Source organism: Yinghuangia seranimata (assembly GCF_029953285.1).
GTDB lineage: Bacteria > Actinomycetota > Actinomycetes > Streptomycetales > Streptomycetaceae > Yinghuangia > Yinghuangia seranimata.
Window position 1 is genome coordinate 134,460 of record NZ_JASAOI010000029.1, and the last position, 17,887, is coordinate 152,346.

17 protein-coding genes and 1 riboswitch are annotated in these 17,887 nt (G+C 73.0%); of the genes, 10 read left to right on the forward strand and 7 right to left on the reverse strand.

The window, feature by feature from the left end; genetic code table 11:
* Positions 1-235: 235 nt before the first annotated feature.
* Positions 236-1,087 carry a patatin-like phospholipase family protein gene (locus tag QI554_RS19840; protein WP_281471462.1) on the reverse strand — a complete coding sequence of 284 codons (852 nt, stop codon included), beginning with the start codon at positions 1,085-1,087 and terminating at the stop codon, positions 236-238.
* Positions 1,088-1,172: 85 nt separating this feature from the next.
* Between QI554_RS19840 and QI554_RS19845 the strand changes: the two genes are divergently transcribed.
* Positions 1,173-1,733: a TetR family transcriptional regulator gene (locus QI554_RS19845; RefSeq protein ID WP_281471464.1), complete on the forward strand. Its 561-nt coding sequence runs from the start codon at positions 1,173-1,175 to the stop codon at positions 1,731-1,733.
* Between the two features lie 103 nt (positions 1,734-1,836).
* Here the strand turns inward: QI554_RS19845 and QI554_RS19850 are convergent, their stop codons facing one another.
* Positions 1,837-2,280: a MarR family winged helix-turn-helix transcriptional regulator gene (locus tag QI554_RS19850; RefSeq protein ID WP_281471466.1), complete on the reverse strand. Its 444-nt coding sequence runs from the start codon at positions 2,278-2,280 to the stop codon at positions 1,837-1,839.
* Between the two features lie 99 nt (positions 2,281-2,379).
* On the opposite strand from QI554_RS19850, the gene QI554_RS19855 reads away from it, so the two are divergent.
* On the forward strand, positions 2,380-2,799 hold the full coding sequence (locus QI554_RS19855) for a nuclear transport factor 2 family protein (protein ID WP_281471467.1): 420 nt from the start codon (positions 2,380-2,382) through the stop codon (positions 2,797-2,799).
* Positions 2,800-2,824: 25 nt separating this feature from the next.
* Here QI554_RS19855 and QI554_RS19860 read toward each other — a convergent pair whose 3' ends face one another.
* Positions 2,825-3,451: a flavodoxin family protein gene (locus tag QI554_RS19860; protein WP_281471468.1), complete on the reverse strand. Its 627-nt coding sequence runs from the start codon at positions 3,449-3,451 to the stop codon at positions 2,825-2,827.
* A 132-nt stretch (positions 3,452-3,583) separates the two neighbouring features.
* Between QI554_RS19860 and QI554_RS19865 the strand changes: the two genes are divergently transcribed.
* From QI554_RS19865 to QI554_RS19875, 3 genes are all read left to right on the forward strand, one after another.
* A complete protein-coding gene (locus QI554_RS19865) occupies positions 3,584-3,937 on the forward strand; it encodes a MerR family transcriptional regulator (protein ID WP_281471469.1) in 354 nt (117 codons plus the stop codon).
* Positions 3,938-4,300: 363 nt separating this feature from the next.
* Complete coding sequence (locus QI554_RS19870) at positions 4,301-5,110, forward strand: AfsR/SARP family transcriptional regulator (protein ID WP_281471470.1); 810 nt, start codon at positions 4,301-4,303, stop codon at positions 5,108-5,110.
* On the forward strand, positions 5,095-5,769 hold the full coding sequence (locus QI554_RS19875) for an NADH oxidase (protein WP_281471471.1): 675 nt from the start codon (positions 5,095-5,097) through the stop codon (positions 5,767-5,769). The genes QI554_RS19870 and QI554_RS19875 overlap by 16 nt, the downstream gene beginning before the upstream one ends.
* 47 nt (positions 5,770-5,816) lie before the next feature.
* Here QI554_RS19875 and QI554_RS19880 read toward each other — a convergent pair whose 3' ends face one another.
* Together QI554_RS19880 and QI554_RS19885 are read right to left on the reverse strand one after the other, a co-directional pair.
* Positions 5,817-6,425 (reverse strand): response regulator transcription factor, encoded by a 609-nt coding sequence (locus tag QI554_RS19880; RefSeq protein WP_281471473.1) that lies wholly within the window; start codon positions 6,423-6,425, stop codon positions 5,817-5,819.
* 17 nt (positions 6,426-6,442) lie between these two features.
* Positions 6,443-7,549, reverse strand: coding sequence for a sensor histidine kinase (locus QI554_RS19885; RefSeq protein WP_281471474.1), 1,107 nt, complete (start codon positions 7,547-7,549; stop codon positions 6,443-6,445).
* Positions 7,550-7,901: 352 nt separating this feature from the next.
* On the opposite strand from QI554_RS19885, the gene QI554_RS19890 reads away from it, so the two are divergent.
* The 3 genes from QI554_RS19890 to QI554_RS19900 all read left to right on the forward strand — a co-directional run bounded on the left by QI554_RS19890 (position 7,902) and on the right by QI554_RS19900 (position 14,264).
* Positions 7,902-8,753, forward strand: coding sequence for an ABC transporter ATP-binding protein (locus QI554_RS19890; protein WP_281471475.1), 852 nt, complete (start codon positions 7,902-7,904; stop codon positions 8,751-8,753).
* Positions 8,750-11,347, forward strand: coding sequence for an ABC transporter permease (locus tag QI554_RS19895; protein ID WP_281471477.1), 2,598 nt, complete (start codon positions 8,750-8,752; stop codon positions 11,345-11,347). The genes QI554_RS19890 and QI554_RS19895 overlap by 4 nt, the downstream gene beginning before the upstream one ends.
* 391 nt (positions 11,348-11,738) lie before the next feature.
* Positions 11,739-14,264 (forward strand): hypothetical protein, encoded by a 2,526-nt coding sequence (locus QI554_RS19900; RefSeq protein ID WP_281471479.1) that lies wholly within the window; start codon positions 11,739-11,741, stop codon positions 14,262-14,264.
* A gap of 39 nt (positions 14,265-14,303) precedes the next feature.
* Here QI554_RS19900 and QI554_RS19905 read toward each other — a convergent pair whose 3' ends face one another.
* Positions 14,304-15,419 (reverse strand): MerR family transcriptional regulator, encoded by a 1,116-nt coding sequence (locus tag QI554_RS19905; protein ID WP_281471480.1) that lies wholly within the window; start codon positions 15,417-15,419, stop codon positions 14,304-14,306.
* Between the two features lie 180 nt (positions 15,420-15,599).
* Between QI554_RS19905 and QI554_RS19910 the strand changes: the two genes are divergently transcribed.
* Both QI554_RS19910 and QI554_RS19915 read left to right on the forward strand, forming a co-directional pair.
* Positions 15,600-16,199, forward strand: coding sequence for a hypothetical protein (locus tag QI554_RS19910; protein ID WP_281471481.1), 600 nt, complete (start codon positions 15,600-15,602; stop codon positions 16,197-16,199).
* Between the two features lie 59 nt (positions 16,200-16,258).
* Positions 16,259-17,044, forward strand: coding sequence for a DUF1775 domain-containing protein (locus QI554_RS19915; protein WP_281471482.1), 786 nt, complete (start codon positions 16,259-16,261; stop codon positions 17,042-17,044).
* Positions 17,045-17,109: 65 nt separating this feature from the next.
* Here QI554_RS19915 and QI554_RS19920 read toward each other — a convergent pair whose 3' ends face one another.
* Positions 17,110-17,484, reverse strand: coding sequence for a (2Fe-2S) ferredoxin domain-containing protein (locus QI554_RS19920; protein WP_281471483.1), 375 nt, complete (start codon positions 17,482-17,484; stop codon positions 17,110-17,112).
* 184 nt (positions 17,485-17,668) lie between these two features.
* Positions 17,669-17,795, reverse strand: a riboswitch (cobalamin riboswitch).
* Between the last annotated feature and the right edge of the window lie 92 nt (positions 17,796-17,887).

The window sequence follows — 17,887 nt, forward strand, 5'->3', positions numbered from 1 at the left end:
GTTCGACATGACTCTGCCCTCTCCCTCACCCCCCGTTTCCTTGATCACCCGCCTTTCGCACGAGCCTAGCCCCGCCGAGGAGCGGGAAACTCCACGGTTGGATCGGTTTTCGGTGCGCTCCAACGGGTCGGCTTCGGCAGTTCACATGCATCGCGCGAACTCGTTCGGGCGTTCAGGGGGCCGCGCAGACCGCGCACCGAAGAATCCATCCAGATAGATGGAAGCTCCTGCCCCACTACTCGGCCCGCATCGGCCCTGCCGTCCACGGGGAGCGGAGTTGCGCGTCGACGTCGCCCGCCTGGCGAAATCCCGCCCGGTAGGCCGGCTCCCAGGCCGCGAGGTCACCCATGTCCGAGCCGAAGGCACGCACCGAGGCCGGGTCGGGGCCGATGGTCAGCACGGCGTACGCCCCCAGCGCCGCCAACTGCCGGTTGAGCGGCTCCCGCGGAAACAGGTGCGCCATGGGCTCGACGACAACCACCACGCGGGCTCCGCCCGCGAGATCGGCGTTGGGGCCCGCGCGCAGGGCACCGTCCATGTACCGCTGACCGTCGACGGCAACGGGCGGCGCGGCTCCGGGGAAGGCGCTGCTCGCGGCCACCGCGCGCACCAACGGCACGCCGCTGTCGCGGTCCCACACCACGGGCTCACCGGTGCCGGCGTCCACGGCGGTGATGAGCAGCCGCCGCTCGGGCCACGCGTCCGCACCGATCAGGGCGGCGCGTCCGGCGACCAGTGCCTCCTCTGCCGCGAGGTCGACGCCCTCGAGCGCGAGTCGGCCGACGCGACGCCTGGCCTCGTCGGGTGCGAGGCTCTGGTCGCCGAGAACGGCGAACACCTCGGCCATCCGCCCGGGGTCCGCGTCGACCCGGTGCGCGGGATCGCGGGCCGGGGCCGCGAGCCGCCCCGGGTCCCGGCCGGTGGCGAGTAGCGCTCCGACGATCGCGCCGGCCGACGTCCCGACGAACAGGTCGGCATCACCCAGGTCCACGCCGTCGCGACGCAGTCCGGAGGCCAGGCCCGCCATCCAGGCGGTGCCGACGTGTCCCCCGGGACCCAGGACGAGTGCTCGTTCGACGGTGCGCACGATGATCTCCCTTCATTATTGAAACAGTCGTACCATAAACTCACCAACGTTGATTCGACCACGAGTTGCCGAGAGGAGATCCACCGTGGGACGGCCCGCCGATCCGGCCCGTCGCGAGCGCACACTGGCGCAGGCGACCGACTACGTACTGGCGCACGGCCTGGCCGGCCTGAGCCTGCGCCCCCTGGCCGCGGCCCTCGACACCAGCCCGCGGATGCTGCTCTACGACTTCGGCAGCAAACAGGAGTTGGTGGCCGCCGTCCTCGCCGAGGCCCGCCGCCGAGGCGCGGTGCGCATGGCCGAGCACCTTCCGCCGAGGACGGGTTCGGTGCGCGAGCGGCTGCGTGGCATCTGGACATGGATCAGCGCCGACGAACGCGCGCCGTTCGTCCGGCTGTTCTTCGAGGTACACGCCGACGGACTGGTGCACCCCGAGAACTACCCCGACCAGGGCGCGGCGATCACGGACTGGTTCGACACCCTCGGCACCACGTTCCGCGACGTGTCCAGCGGTCCCGACGACACCGTCACACCGACATTGGTCATGGCCGTCGTCCGAGGCCTGCTGTTCGACCTCACGACCACAGGCGACCGCGACCGCACCGACCGCGCACTGGACCGCTTCGCCGAACTCCTGGACCGGTGAACGGTCCTGGCAGGGCATCGCCCGAGACGGAACCACCCCGGGGGTAAGGCGCCGAACCGGCGACGCACCCGCAGACTGTGGGACCGGGTGCCGGACCGGGCTTCTAGCCGAACGGCCCCTCGGCCACGAACCGCCGCAGCTGTGCGGCAAATGCGGCGGCTTCGTCCGGTGGCCAGGATCGCAGGCTGTCCGTGATGTGGTCGGCCAGGCGTTCGCGCAACGCCGCGACGACGCGTTCGCCCTCGTCGGTGAGCGTGAGCAGGGTCGCACGCCGGTCGGTCGGGTCCGGGTCGCGCCGCACGAGCCCGGCGGCCTCGAGCGTGGACGCGCGGCGGGTGACGCCCGAGCGGTCGAGCCCCACCTCGTGCGCCAGGTCGGCGGCGCTGCGCGGACCGGTCCTGGCCAGGCCGCTCAGGACGGGGTAGGTCAGCTCGTCGACGCCCTCGCCCGCGCCGTCGGTCAGGCGCCGGTGGAGGCCCACGCGGGTGCTCCGCTTGAGCAGCAGGCCGAGCGCCTCGGCGATGTCGCGTCCCACGTCGTTCTCCATGCAGTGAGCATAGCGTGCGCCGCGCACGCATATCCGCTACAGTGCGGTTATGCGTGCGGCGCGCACGCATTTTCGACGACACGTCACCAGGAGCCCGTCATGCCTCGCACCGACACCAGGACCGGCACCACCTCCACCGACATCGTGGCCGCCCTCACCGATCTGCTCTTCACCCCCGACCTCGACCTCCACGAGGCCGCGGACCGGCACTTCGCCCCCGACTACCGCCAGCGCACCGACGGCCGCTGGGACGACCGCGACGAGTTCCTCGCACACATCGCCCACCTGCGCGCCGTCGTCGCCGACGGCGCCGTGGAGGTCCACGACGAACTCGTCGACGGTTCCCGCTACGCCGACCGGCACACCGTCCGGGTCACGAAGAAGGACGGCTCGCACGTGTGCACCGAGGTCTACCTCTTCGGCGAGTTCGCGCCCGACGGCCGCTTCCGCCGGATCGAGGAGGTCACCCTCATGCTCGAAGGCGCCGAAGCCGACCGGAACTTGGGCAGCGCCCGCTGAACCCCCGCGTCCGGGCCCAGTCCCGTCAGCGGACGGCCTGCTCCAACGGGAAGCTCGCGAACGGGGTTTCGCCGGCGAAGAACGACTCGGCGCGGAGCAGCGCCCGGTCGTCGTTCCGTATCTGCCCCGGGCGCGACCCGTTGCCGAGCAGGACGCCGCCGAAGCGCATCCGCAGGTACGCGGCCGTGTACTCCAGCGTCGTCACCATCCCGTCGGCGCGCCGTTCGTCGTAGTCCGACATCGCGGTCACGCCCCACAGCGTCCGCCCGGCCATCCGCTGCTTGAAGTCCGCGCCGGGCTCGGCCAACCAGCCCGACCAGTAGTCCAGGTAGCGCTTGGTCTGGGCGGACACCGTGTACCAGTACAGCGGCGAGACGAGCACGATGTCCGTGGCCTCGACGGTGGCTTTGAAGAGCTCCGCCTCGACCGGCCCGCCCGGCAGCCGTTCGGTCTCGTGCCGTCCGTCCTGGAAATCGGGCAGGTCGAGGGTGTTCAGGTCCACCCAGGCCTGCGGCACCCCGTCCGGCAGACGCTCGGCGGCGGCTCGCGCGAGGATCTCGCTGTTGCCGTCCGCGCGCGAGCTGCCGAGGACGAACAGGAACGATCGGTCGGCCCACACGAGGCCTTCGGGTCCGTGGATGTCAGAGGTCATGTCCCGCTCCGGTGGCAAGTGTCGTGGCAGAAAGGCCCGCGGCGTCCGCCACGAACGGCGGAATGCCCGGCCACGCCGCGACGCTATGCCTTCACACCTATGTGAAGGTCAAGCGCGGAGGGGGTCGGCGGCATGCTGATCGGCGAGTTGTCCAAGCGCACCGGCGTCAGCACCCGGCTGCTTCGCTACTACGAGGAGCAGGGCCTCCTCACCGCCGACCGCGACGCGAACGGCTACCGCTCCTACGGCGACGCCTCCGTCCTCACCGTCCGCAAGATCCGCGTCCTGCTCGGCGCGGGCCTGTCCACCGAGGTCATCCGCTTCGTGCTCCCGTGCACGCGCGGCGAGCGGGACGACCAGCCGGAGTTCTCGTGGTGCGTCGAACTGCGCGAACTCCTGGACCGGGAACTCGCGGCCATGGACGACCGCATCGACGACCTCCAACGCAGCCGCAGCGCCCTCGCGGGGCTCATCGTGCCGTCCTGAGGCCGGCCCACTCCGCCGGGACCCGGGTTCCGCCAGTCGGATGAAACGTGGCGGTTCATGCGGACACTTTGCGTTCTTTGTCGGTATGGTCATGACAGTCGATCGGTAGTCCTGACGCGGGCGTCCGGTCGTCGCGCGCCGGAGGTGTAACTGCTGCACGCCTCCCGCCCAGGGAGTAAGACCACGTTCAAGTCGTGGCCGGCGCTCGAGACAGGCCCCCATCGCGGATCGCGTGGGGGCCTTCCTCGCATGTGAATTTCTCATGGGTGCGGCGTTGCGGGTTCATGGGGGGATTCATGGGCTGCTCTCTGTGTCGACGGTCGCGTCCTTGGCAGGCTCTCCGGCATGAGGGAGGAGCCAGGCGTGGAGCAGCTTGAGATCGGGGTGTTGGGCCCGCTGGTCGTCGGTGTGGCCGGGGTCGGGGTCGTGCCGGGCGCGTTGCAGCAGCGTCGGCTGCTCGCGTTGCTGGCGGTGAACGTCGGGCGCGAGGTAGGGATGGCGGCGATCGAGGAGGAGTTGTGGTCCGGGCGTCCGCCCGCACAGCCGGCCGCCGCGGTACAGACGTACGTGAAGGAGTTGCGCCGGCGGATCGCCGCGGCGGGTCGCGCGCACGGGATCGACGCCAAGCGGGTGCTGAGCCGCGGCCACTTCGGCTATCGGCTCGGCGATGCCGGAGCCCGCACGGATGTACGGCAGTTCGAGACCGCACTGCGGGACGCCCACCGCTCCGTCGACGCGGGGGACGATGCCGGCGCCTCGCGCGAACTGGCCGCCGCCTTGTCTCTGTGGCGCGGACCGGCGTTGGAGGATGTGCGTTCCGCGGGCGCGGTGCTGGCGGAGGCACTGCGGTTGGACGAGCTGCGGATGGCCGCCGTCGAAGCGCGCATCGCGGCCGATCTGCGGCTGGGCCGACACGCGTCGGTGATCGGCGAGCTCGTGGCGTTGACCCTGCTCAACCCGTTGCAGGAGGGCCTGCACCGGCAGCTGATGCTCGCGTTCTACCGCAGCGGCCGCCCTTCTCAGGCGTTGGACGTGTACCGGCGGCTTCGCGGCACCCTCGTGGGCGAGTTGGGGATCGAGCCGTCGCCGGGGCTGCGCGCGCTGCACCGGGCGGTGTTGGACGCGGATCCGATGTTGGACGCACCGGGGCCGGTTCTGTGGGCCGCGTCCTGACCCGGCGGATGATCCGCGCCTCGGATCCGGACCCTGCGGTGTTCCGGCTGTGGTCGCTGGCGGAGTCCGTCCGGATCGGCCGGGCCCGGGACGGCGCGCTGCTGCTGGCCGGCCCGTGGGGCGTGGACCGGGTGGAGCGGCCCTCCGCGCCGGTGCGCGAGCTGCTGCGTCGGATGGCTCTCGGCCCGGTGCGTCTGGAGAACGTCGGGCTCGACGCGGCCGAGACGTCCGCGGTCTTGCCGGTGCTCGACCGGTTGTCTCATCTCGTCGTGCATACGCTGGGCGTGGACGATCTCGGCGGCCCGCTGTTGTCGGCGCTGCCCAGGGCCCCGCACGCGCCGTTCGTGCCCTCCGGGTTGCCGCCCGCGCAGGTGGTGCGGCTGCGCGGCCGGTCGGCGCTGACCGTCCGCGGTCGGGGGTTCGTCCTCGACCACGACGGTGCGGGTTGCCGGGTCGAGTTGCATCGCGCGGAGGCGGTGGTGATCGCGTCCGCGCTGGGGTGGCCGGTCGGTTCGGGCGAGGTCTCGGACCTGGTACGGATGCCGGCGGCGGTCGTCGCGCCAGTGCTGGAGTACCTCGCTGCGGCCGGTGCCTTGGTCTCCGACAACGGAACACCGCTCGGGACAACGGGATTCGAGGAGTCCGTCGCGAACCCCTGACGCGGGTTCCCGTACCGCGCCCGGGCGGCGCGGCCGGCGTTCGGACCTCACACGATCCACTCCTGCTCGCGCGCGATGCGGACGGCGTCGACGCGGTTGCGGGCGTTCAGCTTGGTCACCACAGCGGTGAGGTAGTTGCGTACGGTGCCGACGGTGAGGTTCAGCTCTTTGGCGATCTCGGCCGCTTCGTAGCCGTGCGACGCGAACCGAAGGACCTCGCTCTCACGCTCGGTGAGCGGGGACGTGACGCCTTCCCAGGCGGCCATGGCGAGTTCGGCGTCGACGACGCGCCCGCCCGCGTGCACGCGCCGGATGGCGTCGGCCAGGCGCTGTGGAGACTCGTCCTTGAGCAGGAACCCGGACACGTGCGCGGTCATCGCGCGGCGGAGTGTTCCGGGACGGCCCAGCGCGGTGAGGACGAGGGTGCGGCAGCCGGGGACGCGCTCGTGCAGCAGCGCGGCGGCACTCAGCCCGTCCAGGCCGGGCAGGTCGATGTCGAGGACGGCCACGTCGGGCCGCGCGTCGATGGCGGCGGGGAGGATCTCGTCGCCGCGGGCGAGTTCGGCGACCACCTCGAAGTCGTCCTCCAGGTCCAGGAGGGCGACCAGCGCGCCGCGGACCATGTGCATGTCCTCGGCCAGCAGAATCCTGATCACGGACGGTTCCTTCCCGGTCATCCGCCGGCCCGGCCGGCGGGGGCCTCGGCGCTCAGCACGAACGTTTCACTTGTGTCCTCGCGGGTCAGGCTGCCTCCGACGGCGCGGAGCCGCAGTTCGAGGTTGCCGAGCCCGCTTCCGCCGTGCGGCGAGGCGTCGCGATACCCGGGGCGGACCCCGTCGTTGGTCACGGTCAGGCGTACACGGACGCCTTCGCGTACCGCATCGATGCGGCAGTACGTGGCACTGCTGTGCCGCAGGATGTTGGTGACGGCCTCGCGCAGCACGGTCGCGAGGACCGTGTCGACGTCGGGGTCCAGGGGCCCGGGCCGCACATCACCCCGCACCTGCATGCCGGCGGCCGCCAGGCCGGCCCGGGCGGCGCGGATCTCGTCGGCCAGCGACAGCGTGCGATACCCGCTGGCGACCACGCGCACGTCGGCGAGCGCCTGCCGGGAGATCACGAGGATCTCGCCGACTTCGGCGGCCGCGCGGTCGGGTGCCTTGGCTATCAGCCGGTGGACGAGTTCGCCCTTGAGCGTGATCGCGGAGAGGCTGTAGCCCAGCAGGTCGTGCAGGTCGCGGGCGAAGCGCAGGCGTTCGGTGGTCACCGCCATGCGGCCGAGTTCCTCCCGGGTTTCGTGCAGCATGAGGATGACCTGCCTCAGTCTGGCGAGGCCGAACGTGACCAAGCCGGTGAGCAGCGTCGTCTGCCCCATGTAGATCACGTGGACCAGCTCGGTGCCGTCGAGGTACGGCGGAATGACGAAGCCCATTCCGACGAGGCCGTACAGCGGCCACGCCCAGCGCGCGGGCAGGAGCAGCAGGATCGATCCGGCGAGGAAGCCGGCCATGGCTCCCCAGTAGAGCCCGAAGGCGGCCAGCGGGAGGTAGGTGAGCAGTACCTGTGCGCCGAGGGTGAGCGTCTTGCGTCGGGCGGACGTGCGGGCCGCGTGCGGCGCCGAATGGAGCAGCTGTATCCCGTAGATCGCGCCCATGCAGGCCAGGACGACGGTCACCTCCGTCGCGGAGGGTCCGCCCTTGAGCATGTTCAGCGTGGTGATCAGGAAGTAGCACAGCAGTGCCGCGTGCACGACCGCGGCGGCCAGGCGGGGGCCGGGCACCGTTCCGGCGGCCGTGGCCCGTACGGCACTGTCCGTCGTGCCGGGTACACCGCCGTCGTCTGTGGCGGTTACCCCGCCGTCGGCCGCGACGTGTACGACGCCTTCGGCGGCTGCCGACGACCTCCCCTGATGGTCCGTCAAGCCTGCGTGCACAGTCTCCCTTTCCCCCTGCATTGCCTGGTCGGGAGCCTAGGCCCTCGCCGTCGGCGACGGCCTCGGCAGGACGTCACCGGCACCTCAGCAGCACCTCAGCGGCACCTCAGCGAAGCCTCGTCGGGACCCCGCCGGGACCTCGGCGGGACCTCGCCCGTGCGTCGTCGGGACCTCACCGGCCTCGGGAAGCATCACTGCCATGACTGGCACAACTGACATGCACGGCCCCGGAGTCCCCGTCGTCCGGCTCGATGCCCTGCGCAAGGTCTACGGGACCGCGAAGCGGCAGGTCGTGGCGCTTGACGGGGTGAGCATCACCCTGCCGACGGGAACGTTCACGGCCATCATGGGCCCGTCCGGTTCCGGCAAGAGCACGCTGCTGCAATGCGCGGCCGGCCTGGACCGGCCCACGTCGGGCTCGGTGCACCTGGACGGTGTGGACCTGGGCGGACTCGGCGAACGCCGGCTGACCCGGCTGCGGCGCGACCGGATCGGTTTCGTGTTCCAGGCGTTCAACCTCCTTCCGTCGCTCACGGTCCTTGACAACGTGACACTGCCCCTGCGCCTGGCCGGACGCACCGCGAAGAAGGCCGACGTCATGGCGGTCCTGGACCGGGTCGGCCTGGCGGAGCGGCACCACCACCGGCCGCACGAACTCTCCGGCGGCCAGCAGCAGCGGGTCGCCATCGCGCGCGCTCTGGTGACGCGCCCGGCCGTGGTGTTCGGCGACGAGCCGACCGGGGCGCTGGACACGCGCACCGCGCACGACGTTCTGACGCTGCTGCGCGACAGCGTGCGGCAGGCCGGGCAGACGGTGGTGATGGTCACGCACGACCCGGTGGCCGCGGCGTTCGCCGACCGTGTGGTGTTCCTGTCCGACGGACGGCAGGCCGGGGAACTGGCGGAACCGACCGCGGCGGCGGTCGCCGAACGCATGACCCGCCTCGGCGGGAGCGGAGGCGCCGGACGGGTCGACGTGATGGCGGGCGCCCACCTGTCAGCCGCCCCTGGCGCCCACTCCGACGGCCACGCGCGCGGAGGCCGGCGATGATCCGTCTGGCTTGGGCCAATCTACGCTTCCACGCGACCGGCTTCATCGCCTCGTTCATCGCGCTGTTTCTCGGTGCGGTGATCGTCATCGGCTGCGGCGGGCTGCTCGAGACCGGCATCCGCGCCGACGCGCCACCGCGGCGGCTCGCCGAGGCGCCGATCCTGGTGGCCGGCGACCAGAGCTACCGCAACACCCGGCAAGAGCTGGTCTTTCCCGAACGTGTGCGGCTCGACGCCGGACTGACCACGGCACTCGCCGCGGCACCGCGGGTCGCGGACACGGCGGCCGACGTGTCGTTCCCGGCCGTGGTCGTCCGGGACGGCGGGACGGCCGGCGCCCGCGGCGACGCGCCGCGAACCACGGTCACCGGGCACGGCTGGTCGTCCGCCCGCCTCACTCCGTACCGCGTCGTGCAGGGCGAGCGACCGGCGGCGGCCGACCAGATCGTCCTCGACGCCGACACCGCGGCACGCGCCGGGATACGCCCCGGCGATCACGTAACGCTGCTCGTCCACGGGACCGCCGCGCGCTACCGGATCTCCGGGCTGGCGAGTCCGGCCCGCCAGACAGCGGCGGTTCGGGACGCCGTGTTCTTCTCCGATGCCGAAGCCGACCGGGTCTCCGGGCTCCAGGGCCGCGTCGACGCGATCGCCGTGTTCCCCGCGGCGGGCGCCGACGTCAGGCAGGTCGTGCGCGACCTCGAGACGATGCTGCGCACCCTGGCTCCGGGCACGCCCGTGTCCGTGCTCACCGGCGACGACCGCGGACGTGCCGAGGACCCCTCGGTGCTGGCGGACAGCGCCGACCTGATCCCGCTGGCCGCGGCCTTCGGCGGTCTGGCCGCGATGGTCACGGTGTTCGTCGTCGCCGGAACTCTCGGGCTCTCGATCCGGCAGCGCCAACGCGAGATGGCGCTGCTGCGGGCCATGGGCGCGACGCCGGGCCGGGTCCGCCGGATGGTCGTCGGCGAGGCGATGATGCTGGCGCTGCCGGCGACCGCACTCGCCTGGTGGCCCGGGCCGCACTTCGGCCGGCTGGTCCTCGACCGGTTCACCGACGCGGGTGTCGTACCGGACAGCATCGCGTTCCGCTCGGGAACGGTGCCGGCGGCCGTCGGGATAGGCGTCGCGCTGCTGACCGCACTGGTCTCGGCACTTGTGGCGGGCAGCACCGCCGCACGCGCGCGGCCCGTCGAGGCGCTGGCCGAAACGGGCTTCCAGCGGCGGCGGTTCAGCCGGGTGCGCCTGGTCACCGGAGTGCTGTGCGCGGTGGGCGGCGTCTTGCTGGCGCGCGGCACGGCCGGTTCCGACGGCCCTGACGCGGCCGGCGTGGCGACACCGGCGGTCATGGTCTGGGCGGCGGCGTTCGGGTTGCTCGGGCCGCCGATGGCCCGCGGCCTCGCCGCGCTGCTGCGGAGCCCGCTGCGCCGGACCGGAGTGGCCGGCGAACTCGCGGCCGCGAACGCACAGGCCCGTCCGAGCCGGCTCGCGGCGGCGGCGCTGCCCGTCATGCTGGCCACGGGTCTCGCGCTCAGCCTCGTCTACATCCACGAGACGGAATCCGAGGGCAGCGCCGAAGTGTTCGCCGCCGGACAACGGGCGGACCTGGTCGTGTCCTCCGCCGCGGGTGGCCTGCCGGCCGGAGCGGTCGACGACGTCCGCGCCGTCCCCGGCGTGGCGGCCGCGACGGCGCAGCTCCACACCACCGGCTATCTGGCGCCCACCGGCGACGCCACGGCCCTCACGCCCGACGGCGCCGGCGAGGGCACACCGCAGCCCGTCGAAGTGCCGTTGTACGGCGTCACCCCGGTCGGCCTGGGCAGCACGACGTCCTTCCGCGCCGCGACCGGCGACCTCGGCGGCCTCAGCGGCCGCACCGTCGCGCTGTCCACCCGGCATGCCGAACACCGCGCCATCGGCGACGTCGTGCCGATGCGGCTCGGGGACGGGACGCGGGTCGACCTCACCCTCGTCGCCACGTTCGAGGCCCGTCCCGGGTACGAATCCGCCCTGGTTCCGGCGGCGTTGCTGCTCGACCACACCGACGCGGGGCTGCTCGACGCCGTGATGGTCCGGATCGCCCCTGACGCCGACCGCACCGCCGTCGCGACGTCGCTGGGTGCCGCCCTCGCGGACCGGTACCCGGGCGTCGCGGTGTCCGGTCGCGAGGCGCTCGCCGCGACGCGGGCGGCCCAGGACCGGACACAGACGACCATGGCGAACCTGGTGCTCGCCGTCGTCGTCGGCTACGCCGCGATCTCCCTTGCCAACACCCAGATCCTCAGCGTCGCGGAACGCCGCCGCGAACTGGCGCTGCTGCGCCTGGTCGGCGCCTCGCGGAGGCAGGTACTCCGCAGCGCGGCGGCGGAGGCGTCCTTGGTGGCGGTCACCGGGATCCTGCTCGGCGGGGCGGTGGCGGCACTGACGTTGGTTCCGGTCGGATTGAGCGTCCTCGACTCCCCCGTGCCGGGTGGTTCCGTCTGGCCGTTGGCGACCACCCTGGTCGTCGCGGCACTGCTCACCACAGTGACCACGCTGCTTGCGACGGCGGCAGTGCTACGTCGCCCGCCGATGGCCACCGCGGCACACGGCTGACCCGGCGGACCGGTCACGGCCCGTGTCCCCGCAGGGCGTTGCGAGGGGCACGGGCCGTGGGTCGGGTCCACCCGAGGCCCGCGGAGTCGGACGACCGACGGACTGGACCGGGGTTCCGGAGGCCGTCGGTGCGGCGCGGCGGGTGGCGGCCTGGAACGTCACCTGCGCGGCGGTCGCGGAGGCGAATTCACGATGTGGCGTGCGGGAGTAACCCGGAGTCAGCCGACCGGGCTTGCCGCGTACGCCGTGGCCGAGGCGGTGTCCCCTGACCGTTGATGGGTCTGCCCTCGCCGAGGGAGGTTCCACGCCCAGGGCATCGCCGATAACGGCGCCTCGTCGGTCGTGCGCACTAAGGTGCTCCCGCAAAGCTTGATCAGCACAGGGAGTTCGGATGGGCGTGCCCGCGCAGTGGCTGGGGATCGTCGTCGCGTGCCGGATGGCGCCGCGGGAGGTGGCGGCGATGTTCGGGTCTCGCCTGCCTGCGGAGGCGGCCTCGGCGCTGGAGACGCATGAGCCGTCCCCGCCGGTCATGTTGATCGAGGCTGCGCTCGCGTCGCACGATCGGGACCTGCTCGCGGCGCTCGCCCGGAATCGGGGGCTGAGCACCGAGCTCGTCGAACGATTGGCGCAGCTCGGCGACCCCGTTGTCGGGGCCGAGCTGTACGACACGATGCAGCATCCCGCGTGGGTGCGGGAGGCGGTGTGGGCGGCCGTCGACCCGCAGGACCCCGCGTGGCGGGACGGCCTGGCCGCCGAGCTGCTGGGTGATCGTCGGCACTGGCGGCTGACCGCCGCGCTGCGGGCGCCCTTCGCCGACCTGGTCGGGCATGCGGCCGGGCAGCTCCACCGCCGCATGCCGCCGTGGGCCGTGGTCGACGCCGCGCTGCGGATCCTCGACCTGGGCGATGCCAAGGGTGTCGCCGAACTCGCCGACGTGATCGATGCGGCCGAGGAACCGGCGGCCCACCCCGGCCTGGCCGACGTCCTCCGCGAGGCGTCCGGCCACGCCGATCCCCACGCGGCCCTGACCCGGGCCCGCGACGCACTGAGCGGCCGGACCCGTCCGAACCCCGAGCTCGACGCGTGGCTGCTGGACCTGCGGTTCGGCGGCCGGACCGAGCCGCCGTCTGGCGGCGTGGACTGGGACGTGGTGACAGAGGAGGAAGCCCGGTTCCCGTTCGAGACGCATGCGTCCGTCGAGCTGACACGGCAGCCGGGGTGCCCGCGGCCGATGCTGTTCAAGGCGATGCGGGCCGCGCTCGGGTTGGTGTTCGCCGCACGCCTCGGCCGACTCCCGCTGGACGCGGCGCTCGCTCCGCACGCCCCACACGGCCCCCACCTGACCGACTTGGTGACACGCGGGCTCACAAAGGGCTGGTTCGACCCGAACGACGTCCTCGACCGGGTCGGTGAAGCCGGCGCCGTGCTCGACGCCGTCGACTGGCTCGGCGGCATACCGGGCGAGAGCCACACGGCCTACCGCGTCGCGCTGCCCGACGACTTGGCCGCGGCGGTGTCGCGGCTGATCGCCCCGCTCGGCGACAACCCTGCCTGCTGGGCCGCGCTGTACACGCTGCTCGCGCGATTCCCCGGCAGCTGCACCGAGTTGGTCGCGGCCGCCGTCGAACGGGCCACCACCGACCGGGCGCGGGGGAAGGCCACGACGTGGCCGCGGGAGACGGCCGCGCGCTTCCCCGCCGAGCAACCCGACGGCGCGCGACGGCAGTTGTACGTCCTTCTGGCCGCCGCGCCGGAAGACGTGCAGCGCGCGGTCATCCCGACCCTCGACGCGCGCGCGGTGCAGCAACTGACGGTCTACTACCCGCTGTCCGCCGAGGTGCGCGCACATATCTACCGCACGCTCGGCATGCAGGCCGCGGTCGCCAACGCCGCGCGGTGGGACATGCCCGCCGCGGTCGTCGACCAACTGCTCGATCTGGACGACCCCGAGGTCAACGCGTACCTCTACGACTACGGCGCGATATCCCAGGACGAACGGATCCGCATCTGCGCGGGGCGCCCCCGCGACGGCGGCGACCGCGTGGTGCCGATCAGTTCCGCGCTGGTCGAACTCCTGACCAGGACCAGCCCCGCGAAACGCCGGCACTGGCTGCTGGCCGCACTCGACTCGGGCGACCCCGTCCTGGTCCGGGTCCTGCTCGGCCGTGTGAAGCTCCAGACCGAGGCCGGGCGGCTGCGCCTCGCGGTCGGTCTGTGGGAGCGTCAAGGCCCGGACGCCGTGGCCGCGTTGCTGGACGAGACCGATTTTCCCGGACGCCGCCCAGGTGCCGCCAAGCACCCGTTCCCCGCCGCAACGCACAGGACGATCCGAGCCGCGCTGGCGGCCACGACCCCTGAACTCGGGCTCACCGCACTGCGCGACACCCTGGACGCGGCCCGTGCACCCGAGGTGGTAACGGCGTATGTGCGCGGCCGCGGCGGGGACTTCCGCGACCGCGTCGAGCACGCGGTCGCGGAGACCGGCGTCCCGCTGCCGTGGCACCACTTCGTCGCACTGCACGAACGAGAGCCGCTGCCAGACGAGTTGCTGGGGACCCTGGCGGACCAGCCCGGCTGTCCGCGCGAGCTCCTGCTGACGCTGCTGCGCACCGTCCCGTTGTCACCCGGAAGCGGATGGCTCACGCAGGTCCTGGCCGACGGCCGGCTGGATGTCCGCGACCTCCTCGAACTCGCCACGCCTGCCCAGGCGGTCGTCTCGTACCTGGGACAGTTCGCCATGAGCGCGCCGATGCCGGCGGGGATGGCCCCACCGCTCCGGCAGGCCCGGGCACTGATGATCAAGGCCGGATTCGACGTGAACGCCCCGGACGCATGGGTGGTCGCCGTCCGCCTGCTGCCCGATTTCTCCGGCACGGTCGCGGAGTTGGTGACGACAGCGGCGTCCGTCGTCAGCTGAACGACGGACGCGCTGTCCGCGTCGCAAGGGTGCGGCGATTCAGGCGACGAGCAGGCGCAGGCCGAGTTCGGCGGCGTCGAGGGCGATGAGTTCGCGGTTGCGTTCGGCCCAGCGGCCTGAGGACAGGTCGTCGCGGAGCATGTCCACGGCCCGCTGCTCGGCCTCGGGACCGACCCGCGTCCACACCGAGACCGCGCGGCGTACGGGCTCCTCGAGGTATGCCTCGGGCCGTCGCCAGTACGCCTCGAAGAACCCGCCGGCGCAGTCCCACGGGATCAGGACCGGCTCGATGCGGGCCCCGATCGCGCCGGCGAGTTGGTCCACCGACGGCCGGTCGGCGACCAGTCCTGCGACCTCGGGGAGGTAGTCGCGGGTGAGCCAGAACCGGTGGAGCCAGCCGCTGGCGCTGTCGTCGTGCGTGAACACCACCACGCGGCGGGCCACGCGCCGCATTTCGCGCAGCCCGGCGATCGGGTCGTGCCAGTGGTGGACGGTGCTGAACGCCATCGCGGCGTCGAACGACTGGTCCTCGAACGGGAGTGCCTCCGCCTCTGCGGCCACGCACCGCGCCGCGCCCGGAGGGCGCTGTGCGCGCATGACCGCCGAGGGTTCCACGGCTGTGACGTCGCGGTCCGAAGGCTCGTAGGAGCCGGTGCCGGCCCCGACGTTCAGCACCGTGCGCGCGTCCCCGAGCGCCTCCCAGACCCGCGCGGCGATCCGCGGCTCGGTACGCCGCGTCGCCAGGTAGTCGGAACCGATGACCTCGTACAACTGCGGTCCGAACATACGTAGCTGCTCCTCCGGTGTCGTCCTGATCCCCATCGCCCGTGACTCCAGTTCCCTGTCGATGGCTGTGACCATGGCGGCGGCGCGGTCGCGCTGATCCAGCAACAGGCCGCGCAGTCGGCGCAGGTGCGCGACCGCGTCCGTGGCCGGTTCGTCGACCAGTTCCGCGATCTCCCGCAGCCCGAAGCCCAGCCGCCGGTAACCGAGTACGTCTCGCAGCCGCTCCACGTCGCCCGCCGAGTAGGCCCGGTATCCGGCCGCCGTCCGCGCGGACGGCCGCACGAGGCCGACGGCGTCGTAGTGGTGCAGCGTGCGGACGCTCACCCCGGCCAGTTCGGCCACGCGTCCCACGGTCAGGTGCTCTTCCACGCCCCCGACAATGCGGCATGACGCCGCGTGAGGGTCAAGCGGTCCACTCCCGCGCCGCTGTGGCCTACCGCGATCAGGGCTCGAGGGCACGGCTACCGTCGGCCGTGGGGAACGTCGCCTCGGCCGAAGTGGCACCTTCCGCCCCAAGGCCCGGGAACCGCCTGCGAGGATGACGGCCACATGCCGACCGTTTCCGTGCCTCTCCGACTGCTGCGCGCCGCGCTCTTCGCCGCGGTGTGCGTCGTGCTGTCGGTCGCCGGGCACGCTGCCGCCGGTCCGGACCCGGTGCCGGGCTGGGCGGTCCTGGTCGCGTTGCTCGCGGGAGTGACTGTCGGCCTCGCCGGGGGCGCACGCGAGTGCTCGCTGAGGCGTGTCTGCGCCGGGATGCTGCTCGGCCAGGCGGCGCTGCACCAGTGGTTCTCCTGGGCCGCGACCACGCCCCCGACGCACCCGGCCCACCACCACGCCGCCGGGTACGCGATGGACGACGGGCACCACGCCGGGCACCACGACGCACGCATGCTCCTGGCACACGGCGTCGTCGCTGTGGCGGCCGCGGTGTGGCTGCGGGCCGGCGAGGCGGCCGTGTTCGGGCTGCTGGCGCGTGCGGACGCACGGACCCGCGCGGGGCTGCGGGCACTCGTACGCCTGTTGGGGGCGGCCTCCCCCGCGCCTCGGCCTCGGCCCACGGTCCGCCGTGCGGCGCATCGGCGGCCGCCCCGGCTCCTGACCCGGTTCGACGTGGCTCGGCGCGGGCCGCCCGTGGCCGTCGTCGTCTGACGACAGCCGCGCACACGCCCACCGCCAACCACAGCCAACCCGCTGATCAGGAGCCTTTGATGCTTCGTTCCTTCCGCATGCCCGCAGCCCGACGCGTCGTCGTGGCCGGGATAGCGGCCGGTGCCTTCGCGCTGGCCGCCGCGACTCCCGCGTTCGCCCACAACGAGGTGTCCGCGTCCGACACCCACGCCCTGGCCACCGACGTCACGCTCACGTTCGGCGCCGAGGCGGAGTCCAAGACCGCCGGCATCACCCAGCTCCAGGTCGTGCTGCCACAGGGCATCACGCCGTCCGACGTGACCTTCGTCGAGGGCCCGGACGGCTGGAAGTTCACGCCCGGCGCCGACGGCTACACGCTCGCCGGCCCGGCACTCGCCACCGGTGCCGACGCCGAGTACAAGGTCAAGGTCCGGCAGCTGCCCGACACGACGACGTTGGTCTTCAAGACGCTGCAGACGTACTCCGACGGCCGCATCGACCGCTGGATCGACCCGCCCGCGACCGGCGACGACCACTCGGACTCGGCCGGCAAGCCCGCGCCCGCGCTCAAGCTCCAGAAGGCCGCGCCGGGCGCCGTGCCGATTCCGCCGAGCCCCGCCGCCGCCCCGAGCAGCGCGGCCCCCGCAGCGAGCGCACCCGCCACGAGCGCGGCCCCGTCCGCGCCCGTCGCTGCTGCCACTCCTGCCGCGACACCTTCGGCAGCCGCTGCCCCGACGGCCTCGGACAAGAAGGACGACGACTCGTCCGCGCTGCCGATCGTCCTCGGTGTCATCGGAGGCGTCGTCGTCCTCGGCGGAGCCGGTGCCTGGTGGTGGCGCCGCCGCGGAGCGACCCCGCAGGGCTGACACCCGACAGCGGACGAGGACGGCCCGGCGCGCGGTTCCGCAGGCTTCGCGCCCGAGGGCGCCGGCTACGGGCGCCGGGCCGGTCGTTCCGCGACCGCGTCGGGACGAGGCCGGGCACGGCGCGGCGGCGTGAACTCGTACAGCGACAGCACAGGCGGCGCTTCCGCGATCCCCGGCCCTCCGGCCCGTGTCCAGGCGGCGATGTCGTCGGCCGCGTCGTCGTCGTTGACGGCGGCGAGCCAGACGGGCCTGGCACCCTGCGCCCGCCCGCGACGCGACGGCTGCACGACGACGACGTTGCCGTAGGCGCACGGGCCGAGGCAGTCGCTGACCCGCAGCCGAGCGGTGTCCGCGCCGAGGGCGGCGGCCAGTCCGCGGAGCTGGCCGTCGTGGTCGACGCCGGGCACCTTGGCGGTGCCGCAGCAGCATCCGCGGCACACCGTGACCGTGCAGCGGTCGCCGGCGGCCGCCGAACCTGCGGGCCCAGGTTCTTCGTTCCCGTCAGAGGCGCGCGAAGCCGTCGAACGAGCGCGAGGTACGCGCGGGAGCTGTGGCCTGGGCACGGTGGGACACCGACCTCTCTCGGGGAAATCCGCCCCGGTCGCGACGAGGTGGCGACGACGTGAGTCTCCTGGCTCTCGGATCAACGCGTTCTCCCGGCCTTCCAACCCCGTGAAGGGCCGTGGCCTTGGTGGGAGTCCGCTCCCCGATCACAGTGGCGGGACCGCACCGGATTCACACCGGTTTCCTCGGCTCGCCGTCGCACAACTGGGCCCAGCATGGCACGGCTCCCGTACGACGCGTCGCGCCGGTCGGAGGCCTCGCCTCAAAGTGCGGCGCGGG

Bases quoted from the DNA above. Each gene is read 5' to 3' on its own strand.
- QI554_RS19850 (WP_281471466.1), bottom strand. From the start codon at position 2,280: ATGGAGAACGACGTGGGACGCGACATCGCCGAGGCGCTCGGCCTGCTG.
- QI554_RS19895 (WP_281471477.1), top strand. From the start codon at position 8,750: ATGATCCGTCTGGCTTGGGCCAATCTACGCTTCCACGCGACCGGCTTC.
- QI554_RS19860 (WP_281471468.1), bottom strand. From the start codon at position 3,451: ATGACCTCTGACATCCACGGACCCGAAGGCCTCGTGTGGGCCGACCGA.
- QI554_RS19855 (WP_281471467.1), top strand. From the start codon at position 2,380: ATGCCTCGCACCGACACCAGGACCGGCACCACCTCCACCGACATCGTG.
- QI554_RS19865 (WP_281471469.1), top strand. From the start codon at position 3,584: ATGCTGATCGGCGAGTTGTCCAAGCGCACCGGCGTCAGCACCCGGCTG.
- QI554_RS19900 (WP_281471479.1), top strand. From the start codon at position 11,739: ATGGGCGTGCCCGCGCAGTGGCTGGGGATCGTCGTCGCGTGCCGGATG.
- QI554_RS19890 (WP_281471475.1), top strand. From the start codon at position 7,902: ATGACTGGCACAACTGACATGCACGGCCCCGGAGTCCCCGTCGTCCGG.
- QI554_RS19915 (WP_281471482.1), top strand. From the start codon at position 16,259: ATGCTTCGTTCCTTCCGCATGCCCGCAGCCCGACGCGTCGTCGTGGCC.
- QI554_RS19910 (WP_281471481.1), top strand. From the start codon at position 15,600: ATGCCGACCGTTTCCGTGCCTCTCCGACTGCTGCGCGCCGCGCTCTTC.